We start from the raw sequence: 24,370 nt of genomic DNA, 5'->3' as shown, positions 1-24,370 counted from the left end.
GCGGATACGGCATCCAGTTACCCGGTCTTGATATGCCTACCAAGATTTTGACAGCGGTCGATACCGTTCGAAATATCACGAACGGCATGAAGGGAATAATACAAGGTCGGATTAGCGGCGGCACGCCGCGTAATCCGACAACATTGTTGGCGTATCATGTCGGATTGCGCGCAAGCGCTAATCCGACCTACTCTTTTAATCTTTCAGCCTGGACAACCAATCGGCCGCCGCCGCCAGCGCCTGCTCGAGTTCCTGCGCCGTGTGCGCCAGCAGCGCCGGCACGGCGTCCAGGCGGCCCGCGTCGATGGCTTCCTCGGTGGCGAACGCGGCGCGGATCAGGCGTTTCGTGCCCAGGGTGCCCACGGAGCCGCGCACGCTGTGCAGGATGCGCGCCACGTCGCTGTGGTGGCCTGCCTGCAACGCCGTTTCGGCGTCGCGCACGGGCGTCATGCCCTTGTTCAGCGCGTCTTCCACCATGCGCCGCAGCACGCCGCGCCCCTTTGCATCGCGCCCCATCACGCGCATCAGCGGCGCCATGGAAAACACTTCCTCATCGGCAACTGTCACCGGCCCGGTCATCTGCACTGGCGGGCGCTTGGGCAGGTGGCGCAGGATGACTTCCATCATCTCTTCCACCACCACGGGCTTGGCGATGAAATCGCTGATGCCGGCCGTCATGCAGCGTTCGCGCTCGGACGCCAGCACGCCTGCCGTCATGGCGATCACGGGCAGGCTCAAACGCAGCTCCGTGCGGATGATGTGGGTGGCGCTGAAACCGTCCATGACGGGCATCTGCATGTCCATCAGCACGATGTCGTAGCGTAGCGCCTCCGTGCGCAGCCGCTCCACCGCTTGCAAGCCGTCGCCCACCACGTCCAGGGTGGCGCCCATGTGCTCGAGGATGCCGCGCGCCACGGCCTGGTTCAAATGATTGTCTTCCACCAGCAGGAAATGCACGCCGGCCAGTTCCGTGCCCAGCGGCTGGTGCAGGATGCGCTGCTCGCCGCCGTCGTGCTTGGCGATCAGCGCCTGGTGCAGGGCATCGAACAGGCTCGATCCCGTGATCGGCTTCATCAGCACGACATCGGCCTCGGCGGCGCTGGAGATTTCCTCCAGGTGGTTGCGCGCGAAGGCGTTGACCATTACCACGATGGGTTGACGTTGGCCGGTGGCCGCCTGGCGGATGGCCTTGGCCGTGGCCAGGCCGTCCATGACGGGCATGTGCCAGTCTGCCAGCACCACGTCGTAGGGCTGTTGCTGCGCCAGGCGTTCGCGGTACAGTTCGATGGCGGCAAAGCCGGAGTCCACTTCGTCGGCCAGCCAGCCCCACGCCTCGATCAGCTTGACGATCAGTTCGCGCGTGGTGCGGTTATCGTCGGCCACCAGCAGGCGCAACTGGCCCAGGGCCGGCGTGCGCCGCGTTTCGGCCGGCTGCGCCAGCATGTCGAATGGCACGCTGAACCAGAAGCGGCTGCCCTTGCCTTCGCTACTGGCGACGGCGATGTCGCCGCCCATCATGTGGATCAGCTGCTTGCTGATGGCCAGGCCCAGGCCCGTGCCGCCGAAGCGCCGCGTGATGCTCTGGTCGCCCTGTGAAAATGCGGAAAACAGTTGCTGTTGCTGCAACTCCGTCATGCCGATGCCCGTGTCGCGCACTTCGAAGCGCAGCCAGGCGCGCCCGTTTTCGCTCTCGGCCAGACTGATGGCCACCACCACTTCGCCGCTCTCGGTGAACTTGATGGCATTGCCGGCCAGGTTGACGAGGATTTGCTGCAGGCGCTGGGCGTCGCCCACCAGGCGCCGCGGCACGTCGGGTTCGACGGCAATGGCCAGTTCCAGCTCCTTTTCGCCCGCATTCATCGTCATCGTCGTGGCCAGGGTATTCATCACTTCGTCGAGGTCGAATTCGACGGGCGACAATTCCATGCGGCGCGCCTCGATCTTCGAATAGTCGAGCACGTCGTTGAGGATGCCCAGCAGCGACTGGCCCGCCACGCGCACCATGGTCAGATACTTGCGCTGTTCCGTATCGAGCTTGGTATTGCCCAGCAAATACACCATGCCCAGCACGGCATTGAGGGGCGTGCGGATTTCATGGCTCATGTTGGCCACGAAATCGCTCTTTGCGCGGTTGGCCGCCTCGGCCCGGTCGCGCTCCTGCTCCAGCTCCGCCGCGCGCGATTCGAGCTCCTGCTGCAGGCGGTCGCGTTCGCCCATCAGGCCGTTGAACGCCTCCGTCAGTTCGCCGATCTCGTCGCGCTGCTGCACCGGCACGGGGGTGAAGCGGCTGCCGCTGGTGCGCAGCGCCAGCAGGGTGTCGCGCAGGCGCACCAGCGGCGACAGCAGGCGCACGGTGACCCAGCCCAGAACAAAAGCGGCCAGCAGCGAAGCGAGGATGCTCCACAGTACCAGCCGGTACAGCACGCCATTGAACGGTTCGAAGGCATCTTCGACGGGCAGCGAGGCGGCCAGCAGCCAGTTTACGGACTTCAGGCGCTTGAAGCTGTTGACGGCCGTGATGCCGCGGCTGTTGGTGCTGACCATGCTGCCTTCGCCATCTTCCTTCAGCAACTGCGTGGTGGTCAGGTTGGCGTTCGGCTGGCGCGGCTGCAGCAAACGGCGGGTATCGGGGTGCAGCACATAGCGCGGCACCGCGCCGCGCGTGAGGATGAAGTAATAGCCGCTCTTGCTGATCTTTTCCGAGCGCAGGCGGCCCAGCAGGTTGTCCTTGTACAGGCGCAGCACGCCTATCACCACACCGGCCACCTGGCCATCGGCGGCCAGCACGGGCGCCACCATCTGCACGATGGGCATGCCGCTCGACTTGCCCAGCATCGGTTCGGTGATCATGGGCTGGCGCGTGCGCAGCACGGTCTGGAAGTACTCGCGCTCGGCGACGTTGATGCCGATGCGCCCTGCCACCTGCGGCATGTCGGCCACGATGGCGCCATGCGCATCGAGCACCAGCACGTCATCGAACAGCACCAGCATCGAGCGGCGCGCATAATATTCGCGCAATTGGGCGGGCTGGGCGATCAATTCCGGCGGCTGCTGCCTGGCCGTCAGCGTGACGATCTGCAGCAGCATGTCCAGCTTGTCGTCGAGCTCGGCAGCGGTGCGGGTGATCAGGGACGATTGCTGGCTCAGCAGTACTCTGGTGAAGTCGGCGCGCATGTGCTGCACCTGTATCATGGTGACCAGCGCGATCATGGCGATCGAGGTCAGGCTGGTGGCCAGCGCGACTTTTGCTTTAATGCCGAGAGGCTTCATGATTTCCTTTTCAGTACCGGGCGGCACAGGCGGCAGATAATGCTGTCAGGAATTTTCCTATCAATACATCAACTTGGCAAGCGGCGCCGCGCATATTGCCCTCCCCGCATGGGCATTTGACGATGTTGCCATATAATTAAAGTCAGAACGTGGTTTATTCAGCGTAATTGCGGTGAAATTGGCACACGGCAACTCTGTATGCAGTAAACTCGTTATTGCATTTTCTAAAAGGTACCGACATGACTGAAGCGCTACTCACTCCCACCTTGCCCACAGTGACCGTGGAAGCGTTGCGTGCGCGATGCTCGACCTGCAGCATGCATCAATTGTGCTTGCCGATGGGCCTCGATGTGGGCGACATGGACAGGCTGGACCAGATCATCGGCCGCCGCCGCAAGATCGTGCGCGGCGCCTCGCTGTTCCGCATCGGCGACTCGTTCCAGAACCTGTACGCGATCCGCCTGGGGCACTTCAAGACGTACCAGATCAATCCGGGCGGCGAGGAGCAGGTGACGGGTTTCCAGATGGCCGGCGAACTGCTGGGCATGGACGCCATCAGCGCCGACCGCCACCACTGTAATGCGGTGGCGCTGGAAGACAGCGAAGTGTGTGAAATTCCGTTTTCCAGTCTGGAACAATTGCTGGGCAATATGCCGACCCTGCTGCGCCATTTCCACCGCATGATGAGCCAGGAAATCACGCGCGAGCAAAGCGTGATGCTGTTGCTGGGCAATATGCAGGCGACGCAGCGTTTTGCCGCCTTTATCGTCAACCTGGCCTCGCGCTATGAAGCACGCGGCTATTCGGCCAGCAAATTTCAGCTGCGCATGTCGCGCGAGGAAATCGGCAACTACCTGGGCCTGACCATCGAAAGCGTCAGCCGTTTATTGTCGAAATTCAAGAAGGAAGGCTGGCTGCGCGTGTCGAACCGTGAAATTGAAATCCTGCAGCCGGCCAAGTTAAAAGCTATCACGGCCGGCACCGACGTCTGCAAATAAGGCTTACAGTTCCTCATCGGCGTGCAGCGCGATGCTGCGCTGCAGCGGCCAGGTCCAGATGCCGGACAGGCGCCACTCGCGTTTGTCGTTTTCCACCAGCACTTGCCAGCGGCTGCGCTCGAGCATCGGCAGCGCTACCGAGAAGTTGCCGGCCGCATCGGGCTGCACCAGCAGCTTGATATCTTTTTCCGGCAAGGTCGCATGCGCCAGATGCAGCTGCAGCGGACCCTGGTAAGCCTTGCCGAAGCTGTGCACGGAACCACTGAGGCGCGCTGCAGCAACGTCGTACGACAGGCTCGTATCCATGGCCAGGTTGCTGGCGATCGTGTCGCGCTTCAAATCCTGGTTGATCGCCTTGCCCTGCTTGTAATAGTCGCCCACCACCAGCGCATCAGGCTGCGTAAACGCGATATAGCCCATGAAGCTGCCGACGACCACGGACAGGCCGGGACCGATCATCAGCAGCCAGGGCCAGCGATGCTTGTACCACGGGGCAACGGGGGCTTGCAGCTTGAGACTGTCGGACATGATATTTCTCCTGTTTAATCGGCCAATCCCCATCCGGGGACTGGCCTTCCTACATTAGCGCGGCACGATGAATACCGCGCTTTCACGCACATGCAGCGATGGGTCGTCCAGCGAGTGCAATTCGATCGCAATCTTGTTCGAGCCCTTTTCGCCGACCCCGTGCGGCACGCGCAGGCGGATCGGCCAACCCAGCGTTTCCGTCGGCTGCAACATCACTTCTTCGCGCGTCAGCAAGGTCAGGCCCGGCAAGCCGGAGACACTGATTTTAAAATGCTGGCTTTGCTCCGAGGTGTTCATGATCTGCAGGCGGTAGACGTTTTCGATCATGCCGTCTTCCACTTCGCGTCCCATCGAACCGCGGTCGCGGATCACGTCCATTTTCAGGGGCGTGCGCAGGGCCAGCGAGGTACACACGGCGATGATGATCAAGGCCAGGATGGAAGTGTAGATCAGCACGCGCGGGCGCATGGCGCGCTGGCGGATCTGCTTCGAATTGAAGTTGTTTTCCATCGCATGGTCGGTACTGTAGCGTACCAGTCCCCGCGGCCGTTCGACCTTGTCCATCACGGTATTGCAGGCATCGACGCAGGCGGCGCAGCCGATGCATTCATACTGCAGGCCGTTGCGGATATCGATGCCAGTCGGACACACCTGCACGCACAGGGTGCAGTCGATGCAGTCGCCCAGCTTGTCGTTGTTGCCAGCCTTCTTGCTGATGGCGCCACGCGGTTCGCCGCGCTTGGCATCGTAGGTGATGATCAGGGTGTCCTGGTCGAACATGGCGCTCTGGAAGCGCGCGTAGGGGCACATGTATTTGCACACCTGCTCGCGCAGCCAGCCCGCGTTGCCGTAGGTTGCCAGGCTGTAGAACAAGACCCAGAACCATTCCCAGGGACCGAAATTGAGGGTGGTCACCGAGTGCGCCAGTTCCTTGATCGGCGTGAAGTAGCCGACAAAGGTAAAGCCCGTCCACAGGGCGATGCCGCCCCATGCCAGGTGCTTGGCCGTTTTCTTGAAGGCCTTGCGCACGGAGGGTCCCTGCTTGTCGAGGGCCATGCGCGCGCTGCGCGTACCCTCGATTCTGCGTTCGACCCACAGGAAGATTTCCGTGTATACCGTTTGCGGGCAAGAGAACCCGCACCACACCCGCCCGGCAATGGCCGTGACGAGGAACAACAAATACGCACAGATGATCAGCAGGGCCGCCAGATAGATGAAATCCTGGGGCCACAGCACGACGCCGAAAATGTAGAACTTGCGCGTGGTCAAATCGAACAGCAGGGCTTGCCTGCCATTCCACGTCAACCACGGCAAGCCGTAGAACGCCAGCTGGGTAAGCCATACGCATACCCATCGCCAAGTAGCGTAGCGTCCTTTGGCCTCGCGAGGGTAGATCTGCTCGCGGGCCGCATACATCTTGATGACTTGAGGTTCCATTACATCATTTCACGGGCGTCTGGGGATTCGACAGGCTCCAGACATAGGCCGACAGCACGTGGACCTTGGACTCGCCGAGGAAATCGCTGAAGGCAGGCATGGTGTTGTTGCGTCCTTTGCGGATGGTTTCCATGATGGTATCAGCACTGCCGCCGTACAGCCAGATCTTGTCCGTCAAGTTAGGCGAACCGAGCATCTGATTGCCCTTCGCATCGGCGCCGTGACAGGCCATGCAGGCGCCGAACTTGGCCTTGCCTAGCACTGACTTGACCGGATCCGAGGTGGAGCCGGACAGGCTCAGCACATAATGGGCCACGTTCTCGACATCCTTTTCGGAGCCCAGGGCGGCGCCCATCGGTGGCATCTGCCCATTGCGGCCATGCAGGATGGTGGTCTTGATGATGTCGGGTTCACCGCCATACAGCCAGTCCTTGTCGGTCAGGTTGGGGAAGCCCTTGTTGCCGCGCGCATCCGAACCGTGGCATTGCGCGCAGTAGGTCAGGAACAAACGCTGGCCGATGGCATGCGCCTGCGGATCGGCGGCCACCGTCTTCAAGTCCTGGCTCAGGTACTTGTTGAACAGGGGGCCGTAGTCGGCTTCCGCCTTCTTCAGCTCTTCCTCGTACTGGCCCGTCGATTTCCAGCCCAGGCTGCCGGCATAGTTGCCCAGGCCCGGATACAGGAACAGATACGCCAGCGCAAAGACGATGGTGATGTAGAACAACCACATCCACCAGCGCGGCATCGGCGTGTTGAGTTCCTTCAAGTCCTCGTCCCAGACGTGGCCCGTGGTGCCGTCGGCAGGCGCGCCTTCGACCACTTTGATTTTCGACTGCGAGTACAGCAGCACGCCGCAGCCGATGATGCCCAGCAAGGACAGCACGATGATGTAGATATTCCAGAAGCCATTGGTAAAATCAGCCATGGTTGCGCTCCCCTTGTGCCGGTGCGGCATCGGCCGCGTAGTCGAGCGCTTCGTCGTCGAACGGCAGGCGCGCCGCCGCGTCGAAGTCGCTATTGCTGCGGCTGAACGTCCACCACAGGATGCCTACGAACGTCGTAAAGGAAACCACCGTCATGACGCTGCTGGCGCTGTCAAACAGGTTTTCGATTGCCATGCTAATTCCTTGTTTTGATTAATGTACCGAGGCCTTGCAGATAGGCGACCAGGGCGTCTTCTTCCGTCTTGTCTTGCAGCTGGGCCGGCGCGGCGGCGATTTCCGCATCGCTGTACGGATCGCCGAGGCGTTTCAGGGCGCGCATCTTCGGCATGATGTCGTCAGGCACCAGTTTGGTCTTCGCCAGCCATGGGTAGCCCGGCATGTTCGACTCGGGAACCACGTCGCGCGGGTTGTTCAAGTGCGTGCGGTGCCATTCATCGCTGTAGCGGGCGCCCACGCGGGCCAGGTCCGGCCCCGTGCGCTTGGAACCCCACTGGAACGGACGGTCGTAGACGAACTCGCCGGCGACCGAATAGTGGCCATAGCGTTCCGTTTCCGCGCGCAGCGGACGCACCATCTGCGAGTGGCAGTTGTAGCAGCCTTCGCGCACGTAAATGTCGCGGCCAGCCAGGCGCAGCGGCGAGTACGGCTTCAGGCCGGCGACCGGCTCCGTCGTGCTCTTCTGGAAGAACAGGGGGACGATCTCGACGGCGCCGCCGATGCTGATCACTACCGTGACCAGGGCGATCAGCAGCCAGGGGTTTCTCTCAATCCATGCATGTGAAAATTTCATTTGCTTATGCTCCTATCAGGCGTGCGCCGCGTTCAGTTCCGGAATGCGGGCGACGGGGAGTTTGCTGCCGCGCAAGGTCATCCAGGTGTTGTAGCCCATGATGCACATACCCGACAGATACAGCAGGCCACCGGCCACGCGCACCACGTAGTACGGATACGTTGCTTTCACGCTCTCGACAAAGGTGTAGGTCAGGGTGCCGTCCGGATTGACCGCACGCCACATCAGGCCCTGCATCACGCCGGCGATCCACATTGCGGCGATGTACAGCACGATGCCGATGGTGGCCACCCAGAAGTGCACGTCGACCAGACGCGTGCTGTGCATCTGCGTGCGGCCCGCCAGGCGTGGCAGCAGATAGTAGATCGAACCCATGGTGATGAAGCCCACCCAGCCCAGGGCGCCCGCATGCACGTGGGCAACGGTCCAGTCGGTGTAGTGCGACAGCGAGTTGATGGTCTTGATCGACATCATCGGACCTTCGAAGGTGGCGATGCCGTAGAACGACAGCGAGACGATCATGAATTTCAGGATCGGATCGGTGCGCAGCTTGTGCCAGGCGCCCGACAGGGTCATGATGCCGTTGATCATGCCGCCCCAGCTTGGTGCCAAGAGAACCAGCGAGAAGACCATGCCGATCGATTGCGTCCAGTCAGGCAAGGCCGTGTAGTGCAGGTGATGCGGGCCCGCCCACATGTAGGTGAAGATCAGCGCCCAGAAGTGGACGATGGAGAGGCGGTACGAGTACACGGGGCGCTCGGCCTGTTTCGGGATGAAGTAGTAAACCATGCCCAGATAGCCGGCAGTGAGGATGAAACCCACCGCGTTATGGCCGTACCACCACTGGATCATCGCGTCCTGCACGCCGCTGTAGGCGGAGTAGGATTTGGTGGCCGAAGCGGGGCTGACGGCACCGTTGACCACGTGCAAGATCGTCACGGCCAGGATGTAGGCGCCGAAGAACCAGTTGGCCACGTAGATGTGCTTGACCTTGCGCTTGATCAGCGTGCCGAAAAACACGATGGCGTAAGCGATCCAGACGACGGCGATGAGGATGGTGATGGGCCATTCCAGCTCGGCGTATTCCTTGCCGCGCGTCATGCCCAGCGGCAGGGTGACCACCGCTGCCAGAATCACGGCTTGCCAGCCCCAGAACGTGAAGGCGGCCAGTTTGTCGGAAAACAGGCGCACCTGGCAGGTGCGTTGTACAACGTAGTACGAGGTGGCGAACAGCCCGCAGATGCCGAAGGCGAAAATTACCGCATTCGTGTGCAGCGGACGCAAACGTCCGTATGTCAGCCATGGTATGTCGAGGTTCAGGGCAGGCCAGGCCAACTGAGCGGCGATGATAACGCCAACCAGCATGCCGATGATGCCCCATACCACAGTAGCGACCGCGAATTGCTTCACGATCTTGTAGTTATAGTTCAGCGATTGATCCACAAAGACTCTCCCTGGAATTACTATTTATGATGGTGGCCAGAGAGTAAGTGTTTGACTGCTAAAAAACTTTGATGTGGATCAAAATTCCCTATATGAAATAAGCGTAGCGAACTGGCATCGAAATAAATGGTGATTTGGATAAAAAAAAGCCATGCAAGATCCCTGCAACAGCTGGCTTGACATGGCTTAAAACGTGTAGATTAGCAAAGGTTTACAGTGGACAGTCCAGTCATGATGAGGGCTAGCCATGAGTCATGCCGATAGCGCGTCAGCGGATGGTGAAGATATTAAGTTGGTTGTGGGAAAGTTCAACGGAACGTCCCTGTTCAGCCACAGCCTGCTCGACTGCCTGCAGCAAATGCCGTCGCCGGGCATCGTCATCTTCGTGCATGGCGTCAATTCCGACGGCGAGTGGTACCGCGCGGCCGAAGCAGGCCTGTGCAAGGGCCTGAACACGCGCACGAAGCGCTGCGACGAGCACCTGTGCCACGCCACGCCCGAGGCCGGACAATTGACGCCGCTGCGCTACAGAAGCGAGTTGAGCGATGACGGCTATGTCGACCCCGATTACACGGCCAGCACCTTTATCGAGCCGCAAGCGCATTTCTCGCCCGTGATCCAGTTCCGCTGGGGCTACAAGGCCAGCGACAAGGAATTGCAGGCGTATGGCGATTCGGTCTACCTGAGCGAACACGCTTACTGGGGCGGCGGCCCGTTCGCCAATGGCTGCTCCTCGCTGCCGGACCTGTGGGGCGAGGGCTTGTCCGATGCCCTCTTCCTGTTCATCCATATCGAGCATCTCAATCCCGTCAACGACCGCATCGTGTATGCCTGCCCGCCGCGCCCCTACTTCGTGCTGGCGGCCTTGCGCCTGGCGCACCTGGTGGCGGCCATCCGCAGGCAAAAGTAGCCGTTGCGTGGCCGATACTTATGTCTTGTGCAACCCTCCGTACAGCCTGTTGCGCAGAAACGACACCGAAGGCTGGCTGCAGGGGCAAGTCAGGGATGTCGATGGCAATGTGGGCCGGCAAAGCGGCAAGGCGCGCCGCCAGACCCTGGCGGCATTTTTCGACATCGTGCGCGGCCAGGCGTCGGAACCGGCCATCGATCCCTGCCTGCGCCGCATGGCGGACAACGAGACACATGATTTCAGCCTGGACAAAGACAAGGCCAGCCATGGCTGCGGCCCGCAGAAAGGCACGCGCGGTCGCGTCACCCTGTATTGCAATCCGCACGACCAGGTGATTTCCGCCACGCCCATCCAGGGCATCGGCTGGTTGGGTCTCAGCGCCGAAGAGATCAAGGCCACGCGTGGCGACGGCGTGTTTACCCAGCGCGTCTTCGCTCAGGGCTTTCCCGTTGGCCAGCACGGCGATTATGATTATTGGAGCAATCACTATCGCCAGCCCGCACGGGGCAGCGCCGATTTCTGGCATCCTCCTTCTCCGATTTCCAAATATGATCCCAACAAGGGTGTGCGCGCCAGCAGCAGCGAGGCGGGCAGGACCGCGACCAGGCGCACGGCCGCCGCCACCTCGGCCCTCATGAAGATGCTGAAGATCCCAATCCACGCCATCCCGCCGGACGACTGGCGCATCCCCGTGACGGCGCCCGCCTTGCCGGAAGTATTTACACCGCAGGCCGTGCGCTTCGGTGTACTCAGCCCCAAGTTCGACCAGGATATCGATCCGCCCGGCACGCACCGCCATGCGGGCAAGGTGCGCCCGGCAGGCGAGCCGTATGCCGATACAAGCGTGGGCGGCACGCCGCAGGGTGACCGCGATACCGAGGCGGCATTGCGCTACGAAGACCACGCCCGCCTGCGCATGAAGGCCCGCCGTGAGAAGCTGGACGGCAATGACGGCAAGGCGATGATGGAAGACGACTTGTCTACCGCCACGCCGGAATATTTGCATTGGCGCAAGCAGGAAATCCAGGCGCAACTGGTAGCCACCTGCGACACGCATGCGACCGACCACTCCACCATCCTGACCAATCCCCGGCACGCGGAAAAGGCGCTGGCGTATGACGTGGCGATTGGGGTGTGCCATATCGGTGAGGAGGCGATGCTACAACTGCGCATCGCGGCAGATTGGCGTCTGGTGGAGGGGGGGGATGACAATCAACTACAGATGAAATTTGCGGAATATTTCTTGACCGGGATGGTCAAGAAACTGTCATTGCTGGAATGGGTATGCAGTGATGGCAGCGCTGGAAGCATGCCTCCCGAGATAGTGGATGAGCGCATGTACAAGCGCCCGGAGACATCCTGATGCGCAAATTGATTGCTACTCTTCCGCGCAGGCTGGGCTGGAGCATGTGCGTATTTAGCCTGGCGTTTGGCATTGCATGCTGGTCGATATTGCAGGCCCCGCCAGTCGACGTTCCTCTTGAAGAAGGATTGCTGATGAAACGACTATTGTTGATGCCAGCCCTGCTGGCGCTTGCCGTGCTTTTTCTGACCTCGTCCTGCGCCAGCAAGGTGCCGGTCACGATACCGATTGCTGCCGTCGATTCCGCCGCGCCACAGCAACCGTACATGGCGCAAGTGGTCGGTGTGCAGTGGCTCAATCCCCTGCAGCGGCGCGATTATCCGACGGAATGGCAGTTGCTGTGGACGCTGGGCCTGGCCAAGCCGAACAAGGACGATAGCAAAGTGAAAGAGAACCCCGTGCGTTTTGGCAAGGTGCAATCGATCGGCATGATTGCCTACGGTAATAAGGGTAGCGAAACTTTTAAAGGCTACCATCACAAATATATTACCAAATTGATTTATCTTTTCCGGGATATCTACTTTTCCAACAAAGAGTATTTTTACAACGCCCATTCGCTGACCGATAAATCCACGCGCCGTGAACTGGCTGGTATTCATGTGGAATATGCCTTGCCGGTTGGACGCCTTGATCCGGACGAGGCGGGAAAGTATGTCGTTGAAACGATTACCGATGCCTTCAGCATCGGCAACCCCTCCTTCCCCGATTCCTGGACCACGGCCACGCCGCCCGACGTGCGCGTCACCATGGGTGGCGCCAACGCGGGCTTTACGTCCCTGGCGGCGGGGCTGGCTTACCTGCAGGCCAATCCCGACAAGACGGTGTGGGTGATGAACTGGGATGCGCCCAGTTATCCGCCCAAGGATGAGCAGATCAATGAAAACATGGTCTTGCTGGTGCTGGCCGGCCCCGGCTACAAGACGGACCGCGCGCCGTTGGCCTGGCTGGGCTTTCCCGCCACGCGCAAGGTCGCCGATTTCACCGCCGGCAAGGGACAGTCCCCGCGCACCGTGCAGGCGTGGAGCGCTGCCATCGACGCTGCCGCCCGGAATGCGCAATTGAACGACGACGCCATCGGCTACGTCATCCACGATGCCGGCAGCACCTATCCGGTCTCGTCAGAACGGCTCGGCCCGCTGGCGCAAAGCCTGACGCAGCAATTGCCCGACTTCGACTTCAACCAGCAGACGTTCAATATGCCAGCCTTGCTGGGCGAGACGGGCGCCGGCACGGCGCTGACCAACGTGGCGCTGGCCATCGCTTATGCCAACCACGTGGGCCGGCCCGTCTTGGTGGCGGGCAGCAGCGACAGCGAGAGTGTGACTGCCGTGGTGGTGGCGCCGCCGGCCGTGGTGCGGCCCGTCGACCACGAACAGCCGTGGTTTCGCGCACGCGGCGGCAATACCGTGTTTCTGCCGTGGTGGGGCCGGCGCTTCGATGCGCGGCAGGGCTCGCAAGGCTATTCGCGTTGAGTGGCCGCAGGGGCGGCCGCTTCGGGCGGTGACGTATCGTCGTCCTGCAGCACGCGCAGGCCCGGTCCGACGAGGTCGTCGAACTGGCCGCTGTCCGAGGCGGTGAAATACACCCATAGGGCGATGAAGACGACCACGACGCTTAAGGGGATGAGGAGGTACAGTGCTTCCATGGTTCAGGCTTTCCGCAGGCGCAGGGCGTTGGCGATGACGACCGCCGAGCTGGCAGCCATGCCGACGCCGGACAGCCAGGGGTTCAGGAAACCCAGCGCGGCGGCCGGGATGGCCGTCAGATTGTACAGGGTGGCCCAGCCCAGGTTTTCGCGGATGATGCGCATGCTGCGCGCCGCCGTTTGCGCCGTGTCGAGCACGGACACCAATTGGCTCGACAGCAGCACCGTGTCCGCATGCGCCTGCGCCAGCGCGGCGCCGGAACCCATGGCGAACGAGACGTCGGCCGCGCTCAGCACGGCCGCGTCGTTGATGCCGTCGCCGACCATCGCCACGACGGCACCCGTCGCCTGCAATTGCTGCACGAAATCGAGCTTTTCATCGGGCAGGCATTCGCCGCAGGCCGTGGTGATGCCCAGTTGCGCCGCCACGCTTTGCGTCAGCGCTTCCTGGTCGCCGCTCAGCAACACGACTTGCTTGCCGCGCCGCTGGAAATACGCGACCACGTCAACCGCTTCCGGGCGCAGCGCATCGCTGAGCAAAAAGCGCGTCAGCCAGTGCCCCTGCGTGCCCAGGTACAGCGGCGTCATGCCCTGTACGCCGACGGCCGTGTCGCCCAGCGGCGGCCCGGCGATGGCGGCGACAAAGGCCGCATTGCCCAGGCGGTAGCGCACACCGTCGACGATGCCTTCGAGACCCTGGCCCTGTACTTCCTGCAATTGTTCCGCATGCGCGCGCGCCTGCTGTCCTGGCGACCCTTCGGCGGCTGCCAGGATCGCCTGCGCCAGCGGATGGGCGCTGCCTGCTTCCAGCGCGGCGGCCACTTGCAGGCAAGCGTCTTCCGTCATGCTGCCCAGGCCCTCGATTTGCTGCAGCACAGGCCGGCCCAGGGTCAATGTCCCCGTCTTGTCGAAGACGATATGGGTGGCGCGGTGCAGGGTTTCCAGCACATGCGGCTGGACGATCAGCACGCCGCGCCGCAGCAGGCTGTCGGTGGCGGCCGCCAAAGCCGTCGGCGTGGCCAGGGATAATGCACACGGGCACGACACGACCAGCACGGCGATGGCCACGGGCCAGGCCCGCGACGCATCGTGCCAGCTCCAGAAGGCGAACACGGCGACGGCAAACAGCAGCAGGCCCAGCACGAACCAGGCCGCCACTTTATCGGCCCATTGCGCGATCTGCGGCTTGCCGGTGCCGGCTCGCTCGATCAGTTTCAATAAATCGGACAAGGTGCTTTCGCGCGCCGGTTTCAAGACGCGCAGGATCAATGCCGCACTGGCGTTGATGGCCCCGCCCGGCACCTGTTCGCCCGCCTTGCGCCGCTGGGCCGCGCTTTCACCCGTCAGCAGCGACAGGTCGAGCGCGCTCGTGCCTTCGATGATGACGCTGTCGGCGGCGATCGCCTCGCCCGGTTTCACGAGGATGATGTCGCCCACGTCCAGCGCGCCGGCCGGCACCAGGGTGGTGGCGCGGTTGTCGGGAAAGCCCGCCATCAGCGAGGCCGAGGCGGGCAAGGCGTGCTGCAAGCGCTCCAGCGCCGAGGCCGCCTTGCGGCGCGCCTGCAGCTCGTAATAGCGGCTGCACAGCAGCAGGAAGATGAACATCGTGGCCGAGTCGTAATACACCTCGCCGCGGCCCGTAAAGGTCGCCACCACGCTGCCGAAGAAGGCTGCCAGGATGCCCAGTGCCACGGGCACGTCCATGCCCAGGGTGCGTGCGCGCAGGCTGGCCCAGGCGCCCTGGAAAAACGGCATGGCCGAATAGCAGATGGCCGGCAAGGTCAGCAACAGGCTGGCCCAGCGCATCAGGCTGGCCATACTGTCGTCCAGGGTGCCGTCCTCGGCGGCCAGGTAGGCGGGCGCCACGTACATCATCACCTGCATCATCGACAGGCCCGCCACGAACAGCTGGCGGCCCAGGGTCTTGCTGGCCTTTTGCAGGCGCTCGCCATGGCGCACGGCGTCATACGGATAAGCCGTGTAGCCGACTTGCCGCACGGCTTGCAGGATGTCGCCCGGTTCACATTCGGCGCGGCTCCAGCGCACGTACAGGCGCTCCGTGGCGACGTTCAGGCTGGCTGCTTGCACGCCGGGCAGGCGTGTTAATTGGCGTTCAATCAGCCAGACGCAGGCGGCGCAGCGGATGCCTTCGACGGACAGTGTCGCTTCGCAGCTGCTGGCGTCGCGCGCGAATTGCGCGTCGTCATTGCTGTACAAACGCAGCTCAGGCGGCATCAGGGTGGCATCAAACGCGTTGACGGCATATTCGTCGCGGTCGCGGTAATACGCGCTCTGGCCGATGTCGACGATGGTTTGCGCCACCGCTTCGCAGCCGGGGCAGCACATGGCGCGCGGCACGTCGTCGATGGTGACGTGCCAGTTCGAGCCACTTGGCACGGGCAAGCCGCAATGGAAGCAGGCGGACGGTTGTAAAACAGCATTCATAGGTTTGTTTTCATGCGTCTTTTCATGGATGGCCCGTGACGCACAGGGCGTCGAGCCAGCCCAGCGAGACGCCATTCGCGGCGCGCAGCAGGCCCAGCAAGCCAAAGCCCAGCACCAGCAAGCCGCTGGCGATGCGCACGGGGCGGCGCTGCATCTGCGTGCGCAGGCGCGTGCCCAGCAAGCCCATGCCCAGCAGCATGGGCAGGGTGCCCAGGCCGAAGGCGGCCATGCTGGCCGCGCCGTCGAGGGCCGAACCCTGCAGCATGGACGTCAGCAGGGCGCTGTAGACCATGCCGCACGGCACCCAGCCCCACAGGCCGCCCACGGCCAGCGCTTTGAATACGGTATCCATCGGCATCAACGGTTTCAGCAGGGGGCGCACGCGGCGCCAGACAACATTGCCTGCCGCTTCCAGGTGGGCCAGACCGCGCCAGGCATCCATCAGGTACAGGCCCAGGGCGACGAGCATCAGGTTGGCCAGCCAGTAGCCGGCCACTTGCAGTGACGCCATGTGCAGCATGCCCGCGCCGGCCAGGCTGCCGGCCAGGGCGCCAGCCAGCATGTAGCTGACTATGCGCCCGCCGTTGTAGGCCAGCACGCGCAGCACGTTCGATTGCAAGGTTGTCTGCAATGCGGGGCGCGCCACGGCGATGGCGATGACCGGGCGGGCAGGCGCCGCCGGTGCACCGCCGCTGATCGACAGGGCGCCGACGATGCCGCCGCACATGCCGATGCAGTGTACGCTGCCGGCCAGGCCGACCATGAACATGGGCACGAGGCTGAGGGCGTTCATCGGGCGCTATTACACCGTTTTCGAGTAGCGCAGCGGCTGCACCGCGTCTGGCGCCGTGTTGGCGCGGGCCTGCGTCAGGTAGCGGTCGAAGACCATGCAGATATTGCGGATCAGCAAGCGTCCTTTCGGCGTCACCGTCAGCCAGTCTTCCTCGATGATGAGCAAGCCGTCACGGGCCAGTTCGCGCAGCTTTTCCAGCTCGGCGGCGAAATAGCTGCGGAATTTGACGGGGTGGGCTTGCTCGATGGTGGCGATCGACAATTCGAAATTGCACATCAGCATCTGGATGATGATACGGCGCAATAAATCATCGGTATCGAGCTTGATGCCGCGCGCGATCGGCAACACGCCTTCGTCGAGTTTTTCGTAGTAGGCGTCCAGCGTTTTCTCATTCTGGCTGTAGACGGCGCCGACGGAACTGATGGCCGATACGCCGCAGGCGATCAGGTCCGCTTCCGCGCGCGTGGAATATCCCTGGAAATTGCGGTGCAAGCGGCCCTGGCGCTGCGCCACGGCCAGGTCGTCCGTCGGCTTGGCGAAATGGTCCATGCCGATGTACACATAGCCGGCGGCCGTCAGGCGCGCGATGCACAGGCCCAGCATGGCCAGCTTGGTGGCGCTGTCGGGCATGTCGGCGTCGAGGATGCGGCGCTGCGGCTTGAACAGGTGCGGCATGTGCGCGTAGTGGTACAGGGCGATGCGGTCGGGGCTGGCGGAAATGACCTTGCGCAAGGTTTCCGTCATGGTCTCCAGGCTTTGCTTGGGCAAACCGTAGATCAGGTCGATGCTGATCGAGCGGAAGCCGGCGTCGCGCGCCGCTTGCATGATGGCCACCGTTTCCGCTTCCGGCTGGATGCGGTTGACGGCCTTTTGCACGTCGGCGTCGAAATCCTGCACGCCCAGGCTGATGCGGTTGAAGCCTTGCGCGCGCAGAGAAAACACGCGCTCGCGCGACACGGTGCGCGGATCGATTTCGATCGAATACTCGCCGTCTTCATCGGAAGCGAACTCGAAATGCTGGCGCAAATGCAGCATCAGCTCGTCCATCTGCTTTTCGCTCAGGTAGGTCGGCGTGCCGCCGCCGAAATGCAGTTGCTCGATCTGGTTCATGCCGGCAAACAGCTTGCCCTGCATGGCGATTTCCTGTTTCAGATAGCTGAGATAGGTGGCGGCCTTGCTGCGGTCTTTGGTGATGATCTTGTTGCAGGCGCAGTAGTAGCACAGGGTGTCGCAGAACGGCACGTGCACATACAGCGATAGCGGACGGCGGCCGCCGCGCAGGCGCAGCGCGGCCAGCGCTTCGAGGAAGTTGCCGTAGCCGAAGTCGGCACTGAAACGGTCGGCGGTCGGATAGGACGTGTAGCGGGGGCCGGACTGGCTCATCTTGCCGATGATGACCGGGTCGAATTCGACGACGGCGTCCAGGTCGGCGGAAGCACTGCTGAGTAGTGTAGGCATGATGTGTGTAAGGTCTTGAAAGGTGTTAGGCAGCCAGGCGTTTCAGAGCGGCGGGTTTGCCCGTGTTCGCGGCGCCTCCCTTTCCGCCAGGCATGGCGACGCGGCGCGGTGCCGGCATCTTGCCGAAATTGAACAGGCTCACCGCTTGCGACAGGCTGGCCGCTTCTTCCGCCAGGCGCGTGGCGGCCGCAGCGGCTTCTTCCACCAGGGCCGCGTTTTGCTGCGTCACCTGGTCCATGTGGGCGATGGCCTGGTTGACCTGGTCGACGCCGATGCTTTGTTCGCGCGAAGCGATGGAAATTTCCTGCATGATGGCCGTCACCTGCTTGACGGAGCTGACCACCTGTTCCATGGTGGCGCCGGCGCGGTTCACCTGCAGCATGCCGGCGCCCACCTTGCCGACGGAAATTTCAATCAGTTGCTTGATGTCCTTGGCCGCCACGGACGAGCGCTGCGCCAGGTTGCGCACTTCGCCCGCCACCACGGCGAAGCCCCTGCCCTGCTCGCCGGCACGGGCCGCTTCCACGGCCGCGTTCAAGGCCAGGATGTTGGTCTGGAAGGCGATGCCTTCGATCAGGCCGATGATGTCGACGATTTTCTTCGACGAGGTGTTGATGTCGTCCATGGTGGTGATCACTTCGGCAACGATCTCGCCGCCCTGCACGGCCACTTTCGAGGCGGCCACGGCCAGCTCGTTCGCCTGCACCGAGTTGTCTGCGTTCTGTTTCACGGTCGACGAGAATTCTTCGATGCTCGAGGCCGTCTCTTCCAGGCTGGCCGCCTGCGATTCCGTGCGTCCCGAGAGGTCCATATTGCCGGCGGCGATTTGCTTGGTGGCCACGGCCATGGTTTCCACGTTGATGCGCACATCGCGGATGGTGGCGATCAGGTTGCTGTTCATCTGTTGCAGTGCGCGCAGCAATTGCCCCACTTCATCCGTGCTTTCCGTCTCAAAACTGCCCGACAGGTCGCCGGCGGCAATCGCCCGCGCGCCGTTCAGGGCCTTGCCCAGCGGCTTGAGCACGGACGTGCGCAAGGTGTACCAGAGGAAAACGTTGATCAGGAAGCCGAACAGGGTGGCGCCGAAGATGGCGTAATTGGTGATCTTGCCGCCGCTGGCGAACAGGCTGATGACGCACACCAGCAGTTGTAAACAGTTGACGATGGAGGTGGCCGCCCAGATGCGCAGGTTGAGCGACATGTGCGTCAGGTTATGCAGCAGGTGGGCCAGGCCCGGGCGCACGATTTGCCCGTTCTTGATGACGATGTTGCCGCCTTCCTTGTTGCGGATGGCCGTGTAGGCTTCTTCGGTCGCCTTGACCTGGTCTTTGTCCGCTTTCACGCGCACCGACATGTAGCCGATGGTCTTGCCCGCTTCGCGGATCGGCGTGACGTTGGCGCGCACCCAGTAAAAGTCGCCGTTCTTGCAGCGGTTCTTGACCAGGCCCGTCCACGGCGTGCCGGCCTGGATCGAGGCCCACAGGTCGGCAAATGCTTCGGCCGGCATGTCCGGGTGGCGCACGATGTTTTGCGGCGAACCGAGCAGCTCTGCCTCGCTGAAGCCGCTGACCTGACTGAAGTAGGGGTTTACATACACGATATTGCCGTTCATATCCGTTTTCGACACGATGGCCTGATCGTCCAAGACGAGGACTTCACGGTTAGTCACTGGCAAATTTTGTCGCATGGTCGCGGCTTCCTGATCAGTTAAATAGGCAATTGGTGAGTAAGACTTGCACGATTGCAAGAATGGAGATCAGTGTAAGGAGTCGCCTGCGCAAATTTATTGATGTAGATCAAAATCCTCCAGATTGGTCGTGCTCGTACGCATTTAGCGATAGCAATGCGCCATTGTTTTAAAGTTACTGGTTGCCAGCGCTGGCTAATCGACGCCTGCCGTCAGCGGCCGCGGGCTGCCCACGGCGTAGCCTTGCGCATAGTCAATGCCCAGCTCGCGGACGATGGCCAGGGTTTCCGCGTTTTCCACGTATTCGGCCACCGTTTTCAAGCCCATCACGTGGCCTACTTCGTTGATGGCCTTGACCATGGCGCGGTTGATGGCATTGGTGGCGATGCCGTGCACGAAGACGCCGTCGATTTTCAGGTAGTCGACGGGCAGCGCTTTCAGGTAACCGAACGAGGAAAAGCCGGTGCCGAAGTCGTCAAGCGAGAAGCGGCAGCCCATGGCCTTGAGCTGGCGCATGAACACTTGCGCCTTGGGCAGGTTGGCGATGACGGCCGTTTCCGTGATTTCAAAGCAGATTTGCTCGGGCGCAATCGCAAATTGCACGAACTGTTCGGTGATGTAGTCGTGCAAGCCGGCATCGGCCAGCGACAGGCCCGACAGGTTGACGGAATACAGGGCCGGTGCGCGGCGCCGGCTTTCCGCCAGCGCGGCCAAAGGCGGCAGGCTGTCGCGCACGCTCTGGATATGCGCGCAGACGGCGCGGATGACCCAGCGGTCGATGGACAGCATCATGTCGTAGCGTTCGGCGGCGGGGATGAAGGCGCCCGGCAAGATCAGGTCGCCTTTGCTGTTGCGGATGCGGATCAGTACTTCGTCATGCTGTTCCGGGCTGTCGCGCAGGTGCACGATGGGCATGGCGTACAGGCGGAAATAATCGTGTGCGAACGCCTCGTTCAGGCGGGAAATCCACAACATTTCGCCATGCCGCTGCGCCAGCATGACGTCCGACTCCTGGTACACGTGCAGGCGGTTGCGGCCCTGTTCCTTGGCCAGGTAGCAAGCCTGGTCGGCGGCGCTCAGCAGCTCGCTCATGGACTTGCTGTCCTGGTTGATTTCCACGATGCCGATGCTCACGCCCAGCCCGAAGCTGCGGTTATCCCAGGCGAAACGGAATTCGCGCACGGACTGGCGCAGCTGGTCGCCGATCTGGCGCGCATGCTCGAGCGGACAGTGGGGCAGCAGCACGCCCAGTTCGTCGCCGCCGAGGCGCGCCAGGATGTCGCTGTCGCGCATCCGCCCCTGCAGCATCTTGGCCAGCAGCTGCAGCAGCACGTCGCCAGCGCCGTGGCCGCAGGTGTCGTTGATGACCTTGAACTGGTCCAGGTCCAGGTACAGCAGCGCATGCACGTGGCCGTCCTGCTTGGCCGTGTGCAGGGCGCCGGCCACCAGGTGTTCGAATTCGCGCCGGTTGATCAGGCCCGTCAGGGTGTCGTGCGTGGCTTGCCACGATAACTGCTGGCTCAGCTTGCGTTCGTGACTGACGTCGCGAAACACGACGACGGCGCCGAGGATGTCGCCGTCGCGCGACCAGATGGGCGCGGCCGATTCCTCGATGGCGATGCGCCGCCCTTCGCGCGTGATCAGCTGCGAGTGGGGGGAGATGCCGATGGCCTGGCGCTGTTGCAGGCAGCGCATGGCCACGTGTTCGAGCGCGGCGCCCGTGCGTTCATCGGCCAGCGGCATGGTCAGTCCGATGTCCAGGCCTTGCGCCATGTCATTGCTCCAGCCCGTCAATTGCTCGGCCACCCGGTTCAGGTAGCGCGTCTTGCCGTGCGGATCGGTGGTGATGACGCCGTCGGCGATAGAGCTGAGCGTCACTTCGGCCAGTTCCTTGCGCTCGGCGATCATCAGTTCGCGCAGTATGTGTTCGGTGACATCCCAGATGACGCCCAGGGTGCGCTCGGGGCGACCGGCCGCATCCGTGAAGACCTGCGCCTTGGCCGACAGCCAGTGCTCGCTGCCGTCGGGCCAGACGACGCGGTATTGCAGCGCATAGCCGTCGCCGTGCCGCATGCCTTCCTGCAGCATGGCCACCACCTTGTCGCGGTCATCGGCATGCACACAGTCGAGAAAACTGCGAAACGGCTGCGTCAGGGCGCGTTCGTCCAGGCCCAGCAGGGCAGCCCCCTTGGCCGACCAGCTGACGGTGCCGTCGATGACCTGCCCATTGACGATGCGCGAATCCCAGATCGCCATGTGCGCCGCTTCCAGCGCCATCTGTAACCGTCTCTGCAGATCGCTCATCACCGTTCCCCCGCACGCATACTCGGATAGACACGCACCCAGCGGTTAGGTTCCCGGCGCCTCGGCCGGCGTGGCGGACGTGGCGCGCGCCACGTCGCGCACGTTCTTTTGCACGGCCACGGCGGCGAACAGGCTGAGTAAAAACGCCATGGCATAGAACCCTTTCTCGCTGTTTTGCAGATTAGCGTTCCATAGGCCGACAGTCAATAACAGCAAGGCCAGCAGCACGGAGATCCAGCACAGGCCAAAGTAAATCCCCGTCACGGCGATACCCTCGGCGCGGTCGCGCACGGACTTTTGCAGCGAGATGGCGGCGAAGAGGCCATACATGAGGATGGTGAAGTAATAGCCCTTCTCGTTGAGGGCCATCGTGGCGTTCCACAGGCCGGACAGGTAGGTAAGGATGCCGATCAGCAATGCCGCCCAGGAGGCGCCGATGAAGGCGCTGCTGGGGCGTGGGGCGGGGGAAGTCTGCATAGGGTCTCCATGGACAGCGGGCGCCGCCGGCATGGCCGGGGCGGCAGGCACGGATGCGCCTGCCGCCCCATCAGACCAGAAAGCTTATTTGGGTGATTTGACCATGCGCAATAAAGCCGACACGGCGGTGACGCCGGCCAGCACCAGGCCACCGGCAATGAGGCCGGCCACCGCGTTGATCAGGCTGGGCGTGATGGCCGCCAGCACGGGGCCGATGCCGGCCACGCCGCCGACGGCTTCTTCCGCGTGGTGCAGCATGACGCTGGCCCACGGCCAGCCGTGCGTCAAAATGCCGCCGCCCACCATGAACATGGCCAGCGTGCCCACCACGGAGAGAAATTTCATCAGTTTCGGCGCCGCCGACACGAGCATGCGGCCAAAGCCGCGCACGCCATTCATCAGCGCGCCCGCGCCCTTGCGCGCGGCCAAGTAAAATCCCGCGTCATCGAGCTTGACGATGCCAGCCACCAGGCCATACACGCCCACCGTCATGATAATGGCGATGCCGACGACGACGGCCACCTGCTCGGCGAAGGTGGCCGCGGCCACCGTGCCCAGCGCGATGACGATGATTTCCGCCGACAAAATGAAGTCGGTACGGATGGCGCCCTTGATCTTGTCCTTTTCCAGCGCCACCAGGTCGACGTGCGGGTCGCGCAGCGCCTGTGCCAGCTCGGCCTTGTGGCTGTCGTCCGGGTGCAGGTATTTGTGGGCAATCTTTTCGAAGCCCTCGAAGCACAGGTAGGCGCCACCCATCATCAAGAGCGGCGTGATGGCCCACGGCGCAAACGCGCTGATGGCCAGCGCGGCGGGCACGAGGATGGCCTTGTTCTTCAGCGAACCGACGGCGACGGCCCAGACGACGGGCAGCTCGCGCTCGGCGCGCACGCCGGCCACTTGCTGCGCGTTCAGGGCCAGGTCGTCACCGAGCACGCCGGCCGTCTTCTTGGCGGCCACTTTGGTCATCAGGGAAACGTCATCGAGGATGCTGGCGATGTCGTCAAGCAGGGCCAGCAGGCTGGAGCCGGCCATCTCAGCGTGCTCCCACGGTGGTGGCAGGGAATCGTGGAGCGAGGAAAGTGTTGTTTTTCATGATGTTATTCTTGGTTGTACGGCAAGGGATGACTGCGATCTTACCTCAGGGCGGGCCGGCAAGGCCGCACGGGCCGGAGTAAAATTGCTCATATTCACTATTTTCTGGACGCCGCATGAGTTTTTCCACCTGGATCACCTTTGTCATCGCTGCCTCCATCATCGCCGTCTCGCCCGGCTCGGGCGCCGTGCTGTCGATGTCGCACGGCTTGTCGTATGGGGTGAAAAAGGCCAGCGCCACCATCCTCGGCTTGCAGCTTGGGCTGCTGGTAGTGCTGGGCATCGCCGGCGCCGGCGTGGGCTCTTTGCTGCTGGCCTCCGAAGTGGCCTTCAATATCGTCAAGACGGTGGGCGCGCTGTACCTGATCTACCTGGGCCTGTCGCAGTGGCGCGCCAAGGTGGCCGTGACGGGCGACCTGCATGCCGACGCCGTGGTGCCGTCCATGCGCCGGCGCGTGCTGACGGGTTTTTTGACCAACGTGACGAATCCGAAAGGCATCATTTTCATGGTGGCGGTATTGCCGCAATTTATCAGCCCTACTGCGCCCCTGCTGCCGCAATTGCTGATACTGGCCGTCACCATGTGCACGATCGATCAGATCGTCATGCACAGCTACGCTTTCCTGGCATCGTCGATGCAGCGTTTTTTCCGCGACGCGCGCGCGGTGAAAAAGCAGAACCGCTTCTTTGGCGGCCTGTTGATGGCCGTCGGCGCTGCCCTGTTCTTCGTCAAGCGGGGCAGCCAGGCGGCATCCTGAGCCAGATCAACATGCAAACATTTGTAAG

20 protein-coding genes are annotated in these 24,370 nt (G+C 62.6%); 5 read left to right on the top strand and 15 right to left on the bottom strand.

What is annotated here, in order from left to right; translation table 11 throughout:
- Positions 1–195: 195 nt before the first annotated feature.
- A complete protein-coding gene (locus ACQ4WL_RS25645) occupies positions 196–3,270 on the bottom strand; it encodes a response regulator (protein WP_436512304.1) in 3,075 nt (1,024 codons plus the stop codon).
- Positions 3,271–3,509: 239 nt separating this feature from the next.
- Between ACQ4WL_RS25645 and fnr the strand changes: the two genes are divergently transcribed.
- On the top strand, positions 3,510–4,268 hold the full coding sequence (gene fnr, locus ACQ4WL_RS25640) for a fumarate/nitrate reduction transcriptional regulator Fnr (RefSeq protein WP_086137410.1): 759 nt from the start codon (positions 3,510–3,512) through the stop codon (positions 4,266–4,268).
- Between the two features lie 3 nt (positions 4,269–4,271).
- On the opposite strand, the gene ACQ4WL_RS25635 is transcribed toward fnr, so the two are convergent.
- The 6 genes from ACQ4WL_RS25635 to ccoN are packed head-to-tail and all read right to left on the bottom strand — an operon-like array spanning position 4,272 to position 9,410.
- Positions 4,272–4,796, bottom strand: coding sequence for a FixH family protein (locus ACQ4WL_RS25635; RefSeq protein WP_436512303.1), 525 nt, complete (start codon positions 4,794–4,796; stop codon positions 4,272–4,274).
- 54 nt (positions 4,797–4,850) lie between these two features.
- Entirely contained in the window at positions 4,851–6,233 is a 1,383-nt protein-coding gene (gene ccoG, locus ACQ4WL_RS25630) for a cytochrome c oxidase accessory protein CcoG (RefSeq protein WP_436512301.1), read from the bottom strand.
- Positions 6,234–6,237: 4 nt separating this feature from the next.
- Positions 6,238–7,158, bottom strand: a complete 921-nt coding sequence (ccoP, locus tag ACQ4WL_RS25625; RefSeq protein ID WP_436512299.1) for a cytochrome-c oxidase, cbb3-type subunit III — start codon at positions 7,156–7,158, stop codon at positions 6,238–6,240.
- Positions 7,151–7,351 carry a cbb3-type cytochrome oxidase subunit 3 gene (locus ACQ4WL_RS25620; RefSeq protein WP_071080089.1) on the bottom strand — a complete coding sequence of 67 codons (201 nt, stop codon included), beginning with the start codon at positions 7,349–7,351 and terminating at the stop codon, positions 7,151–7,153. The genes ccoP and ACQ4WL_RS25620 overlap by 8 nt, the downstream gene beginning before the upstream one ends.
- Before the next feature lies 1 nt (position 7,352).
- Complete coding sequence (gene ccoO, locus ACQ4WL_RS25615) at positions 7,353–7,967, bottom strand: cytochrome-c oxidase, cbb3-type subunit II (protein ID WP_096232806.1); 615 nt, start codon at positions 7,965–7,967, stop codon at positions 7,353–7,355.
- Between the two features lie 15 nt (positions 7,968–7,982).
- The gene (gene ccoN, locus ACQ4WL_RS25610; protein WP_436476136.1) at positions 7,983–9,410 is read right to left on the bottom strand and encodes a cytochrome-c oxidase, cbb3-type subunit I; all 1,428 of its coding nucleotides are present in this window, start codon (positions 9,408–9,410) and stop codon (positions 7,983–7,985) included.
- A 298-nt stretch (positions 9,411–9,708) separates the two neighbouring features.
- Between ccoN and ACQ4WL_RS25605 the strand changes: the two genes are divergently transcribed.
- From ACQ4WL_RS25605 to ACQ4WL_RS25595, 3 genes are all read left to right on the top strand, one after another.
- Complete coding sequence (locus ACQ4WL_RS25605) at positions 9,709–10,320, top strand: T6SS effector phospholipase Tle3 domain-containing protein (protein WP_436512305.1); 612 nt, start codon at positions 9,709–9,711, stop codon at positions 10,318–10,320.
- A gap of 7 nt (positions 10,321–10,327) precedes the next feature.
- Positions 10,328–11,683, top strand: a complete 1,356-nt coding sequence (locus ACQ4WL_RS25600; RefSeq protein ID WP_436512296.1) for a T6SS effector phospholipase Tle3 domain-containing protein — start codon at positions 10,328–10,330, stop codon at positions 11,681–11,683.
- A 134-nt stretch (positions 11,684–11,817) separates the two neighbouring features.
- Positions 11,818–13,155 (top strand): hypothetical protein, encoded by a 1,338-nt coding sequence (locus ACQ4WL_RS25595; RefSeq protein WP_436512294.1) that lies wholly within the window; start codon positions 11,818–11,820, stop codon positions 13,153–13,155.
- Here the strand turns inward: ACQ4WL_RS25595 and ccoS are convergent.
- The 8 genes from ccoS to ACQ4WL_RS25555 form a co-directional block, all read right to left on the bottom strand.
- Positions 13,143–13,328, bottom strand: a complete 186-nt coding sequence (ccoS, locus tag ACQ4WL_RS25590) for a cbb3-type cytochrome oxidase assembly protein CcoS (RefSeq protein ID WP_436512293.1) — start codon at positions 13,326–13,328, stop codon at positions 13,143–13,145. The two genes, ACQ4WL_RS25595 and ccoS, sit on opposite strands and share 13 nt — an antisense overlap.
- Positions 13,329–13,331: 3 nt before the next feature.
- Positions 13,332–15,773, bottom strand: a complete 2,442-nt coding sequence (locus ACQ4WL_RS25585) for a heavy metal translocating P-type ATPase (protein WP_436512292.1) — start codon at positions 15,771–15,773, stop codon at positions 13,332–13,334.
- Between the two features lie 22 nt (positions 15,774–15,795).
- Positions 15,796–16,566 carry a sulfite exporter TauE/SafE family protein gene (locus ACQ4WL_RS25580; protein WP_436512290.1) on the bottom strand — a complete coding sequence of 257 codons (771 nt, stop codon included), beginning with the start codon at positions 16,564–16,566 and terminating at the stop codon, positions 15,796–15,798.
- 9 nt (positions 16,567–16,575) lie between these two features.
- Positions 16,576–18,024 (bottom strand): oxygen-independent coproporphyrinogen III oxidase, encoded by a 1,449-nt coding sequence (hemN, locus tag ACQ4WL_RS25575; protein ID WP_436512288.1) that lies wholly within the window; start codon positions 18,022–18,024, stop codon positions 16,576–16,578.
- A 25-nt stretch (positions 18,025–18,049) separates the two neighbouring features.
- Complete coding sequence (locus tag ACQ4WL_RS25570; protein ID WP_436512286.1) at positions 18,050–19,711, bottom strand: methyl-accepting chemotaxis protein; 1,662 nt, start codon at positions 19,709–19,711, stop codon at positions 18,050–18,052.
- 195 nt (positions 19,712–19,906) lie between these two features.
- Positions 19,907–22,015, bottom strand: a complete 2,109-nt coding sequence (locus tag ACQ4WL_RS25565; RefSeq protein ID WP_436512284.1) for an EAL domain-containing protein — start codon at positions 22,013–22,015, stop codon at positions 19,907–19,909.
- 45 nt (positions 22,016–22,060) lie between these two features.
- Positions 22,061–22,492 (bottom strand): inner membrane protein YiaA, encoded by a 432-nt coding sequence (gene yiaA / locus ACQ4WL_RS25560; protein ID WP_071080099.1) that lies wholly within the window; start codon positions 22,490–22,492, stop codon positions 22,061–22,063.
- An 84-nt stretch (positions 22,493–22,576) separates the two neighbouring features.
- On the bottom strand, positions 22,577–23,524 hold the full coding sequence (locus ACQ4WL_RS25555; protein ID WP_436512282.1) for a DUF808 domain-containing protein: 948 nt from the start codon (positions 23,522–23,524) through the stop codon (positions 22,577–22,579).
- A gap of 176 nt (positions 23,525–23,700) precedes the next feature.
- Between ACQ4WL_RS25555 and ACQ4WL_RS25550 the strand changes: the two genes are divergently transcribed.
- Positions 23,701–24,342 carry a LysE family transporter gene (locus ACQ4WL_RS25550; protein ID WP_436512280.1) on the top strand — a complete coding sequence of 214 codons (642 nt, stop codon included), beginning with the start codon at positions 23,701–23,703 and terminating at the stop codon, positions 24,340–24,342.
- Positions 24,343–24,370: the final 28 nt, after the last annotated feature.

Source organism: Janthinobacterium kochi (genome assembly GCF_051380715.1).
Taxonomy (GTDB): Bacteria; Pseudomonadota; Gammaproteobacteria; order Burkholderiales; family Burkholderiaceae_D; genus Janthinobacterium.
Note: the sequence above shows the minus strand (reverse complement) of the source record. Positions and strands in the feature narration are given on the sequence as shown.

Coding starts and splice junctions, on each gene's coding strand:
- ccoO (WP_096232806.1), bottom strand. CDS start 7,967: ATGAAATTTTCACATGCATGGATTGAGAGAAACCCCTGGCTGCTGATC.
- ACQ4WL_RS25635 (WP_436512303.1), bottom strand. CDS start 4,796: ATGTCCGACAGTCTCAAGCTGCAAGCCCCCGTTGCCCCGTGGTACAAG.
- ACQ4WL_RS25565 (WP_436512284.1), bottom strand. CDS start 22,015: ATGAGCGATCTGCAGAGACGGTTACAGATGGCGCTGGAAGCGGCGCAC.
- ACQ4WL_RS25585 (WP_436512292.1), bottom strand. CDS start 15,773: ATGAATGCTGTTTTACAACCGTCCGCCTGCTTCCATTGCGGCTTGCCC.
- ccoG (WP_436512301.1), bottom strand. CDS start 6,233: ATGGAACCTCAAGTCATCAAGATGTATGCGGCCCGCGAGCAGATCTAC.
- ACQ4WL_RS25620 (WP_071080089.1), bottom strand. CDS start 7,351: ATGGCAATCGAAAACCTGTTTGACAGCGCCAGCAGCGTCATGACGGTG.
- yiaA (WP_071080099.1), bottom strand. CDS start 22,492: ATGCAGACTTCCCCCGCCCCACGCCCCAGCAGCGCCTTCATCGGCGCC.
- ACQ4WL_RS25580 (WP_436512290.1), bottom strand. CDS start 16,566: ATGAACGCCCTCAGCCTCGTGCCCATGTTCATGGTCGGCCTGGCCGGC.
- ACQ4WL_RS25570 (WP_436512286.1), bottom strand. CDS start 19,711: ATGCGACAAAATTTGCCAGTGACTAACCGTGAAGTCCTCGTCTTGGAC.
- ccoP (WP_436512299.1), bottom strand. CDS start 7,158: ATGGCTGATTTTACCAATGGCTTCTGGAATATCTACATCATCGTGCTG.
- ACQ4WL_RS25645 (WP_436512304.1), bottom strand. CDS start 3,270: ATGAAGCCTCTCGGCATTAAAGCAAAAGTCGCGCTGGCCACCAGCCTG.
- ACQ4WL_RS25550 (WP_436512280.1), top strand. CDS start 23,701: ATGAGTTTTTCCACCTGGATCACCTTTGTCATCGCTGCCTCCATCATC.
- ACQ4WL_RS25555 (WP_436512282.1), bottom strand. CDS start 23,524: ATGGCCGGCTCCAGCCTGCTGGCCCTGCTTGACGACATCGCCAGCATC.
- ccoS (WP_436512293.1), bottom strand. CDS start 13,328: ATGGAAGCACTGTACCTCCTCATCCCCTTAAGCGTCGTGGTCGTCTTC.
- fnr (WP_086137410.1), top strand. CDS start 3,510: ATGACTGAAGCGCTACTCACTCCCACCTTGCCCACAGTGACCGTGGAA.
- ACQ4WL_RS25595 (WP_436512294.1), top strand. CDS start 11,818: ATGAAACGACTATTGTTGATGCCAGCCCTGCTGGCGCTTGCCGTGCTT.
- hemN (WP_436512288.1), bottom strand. CDS start 18,024: ATGCCTACACTACTCAGCAGTGCTTCCGCCGACCTGGACGCCGTCGTC.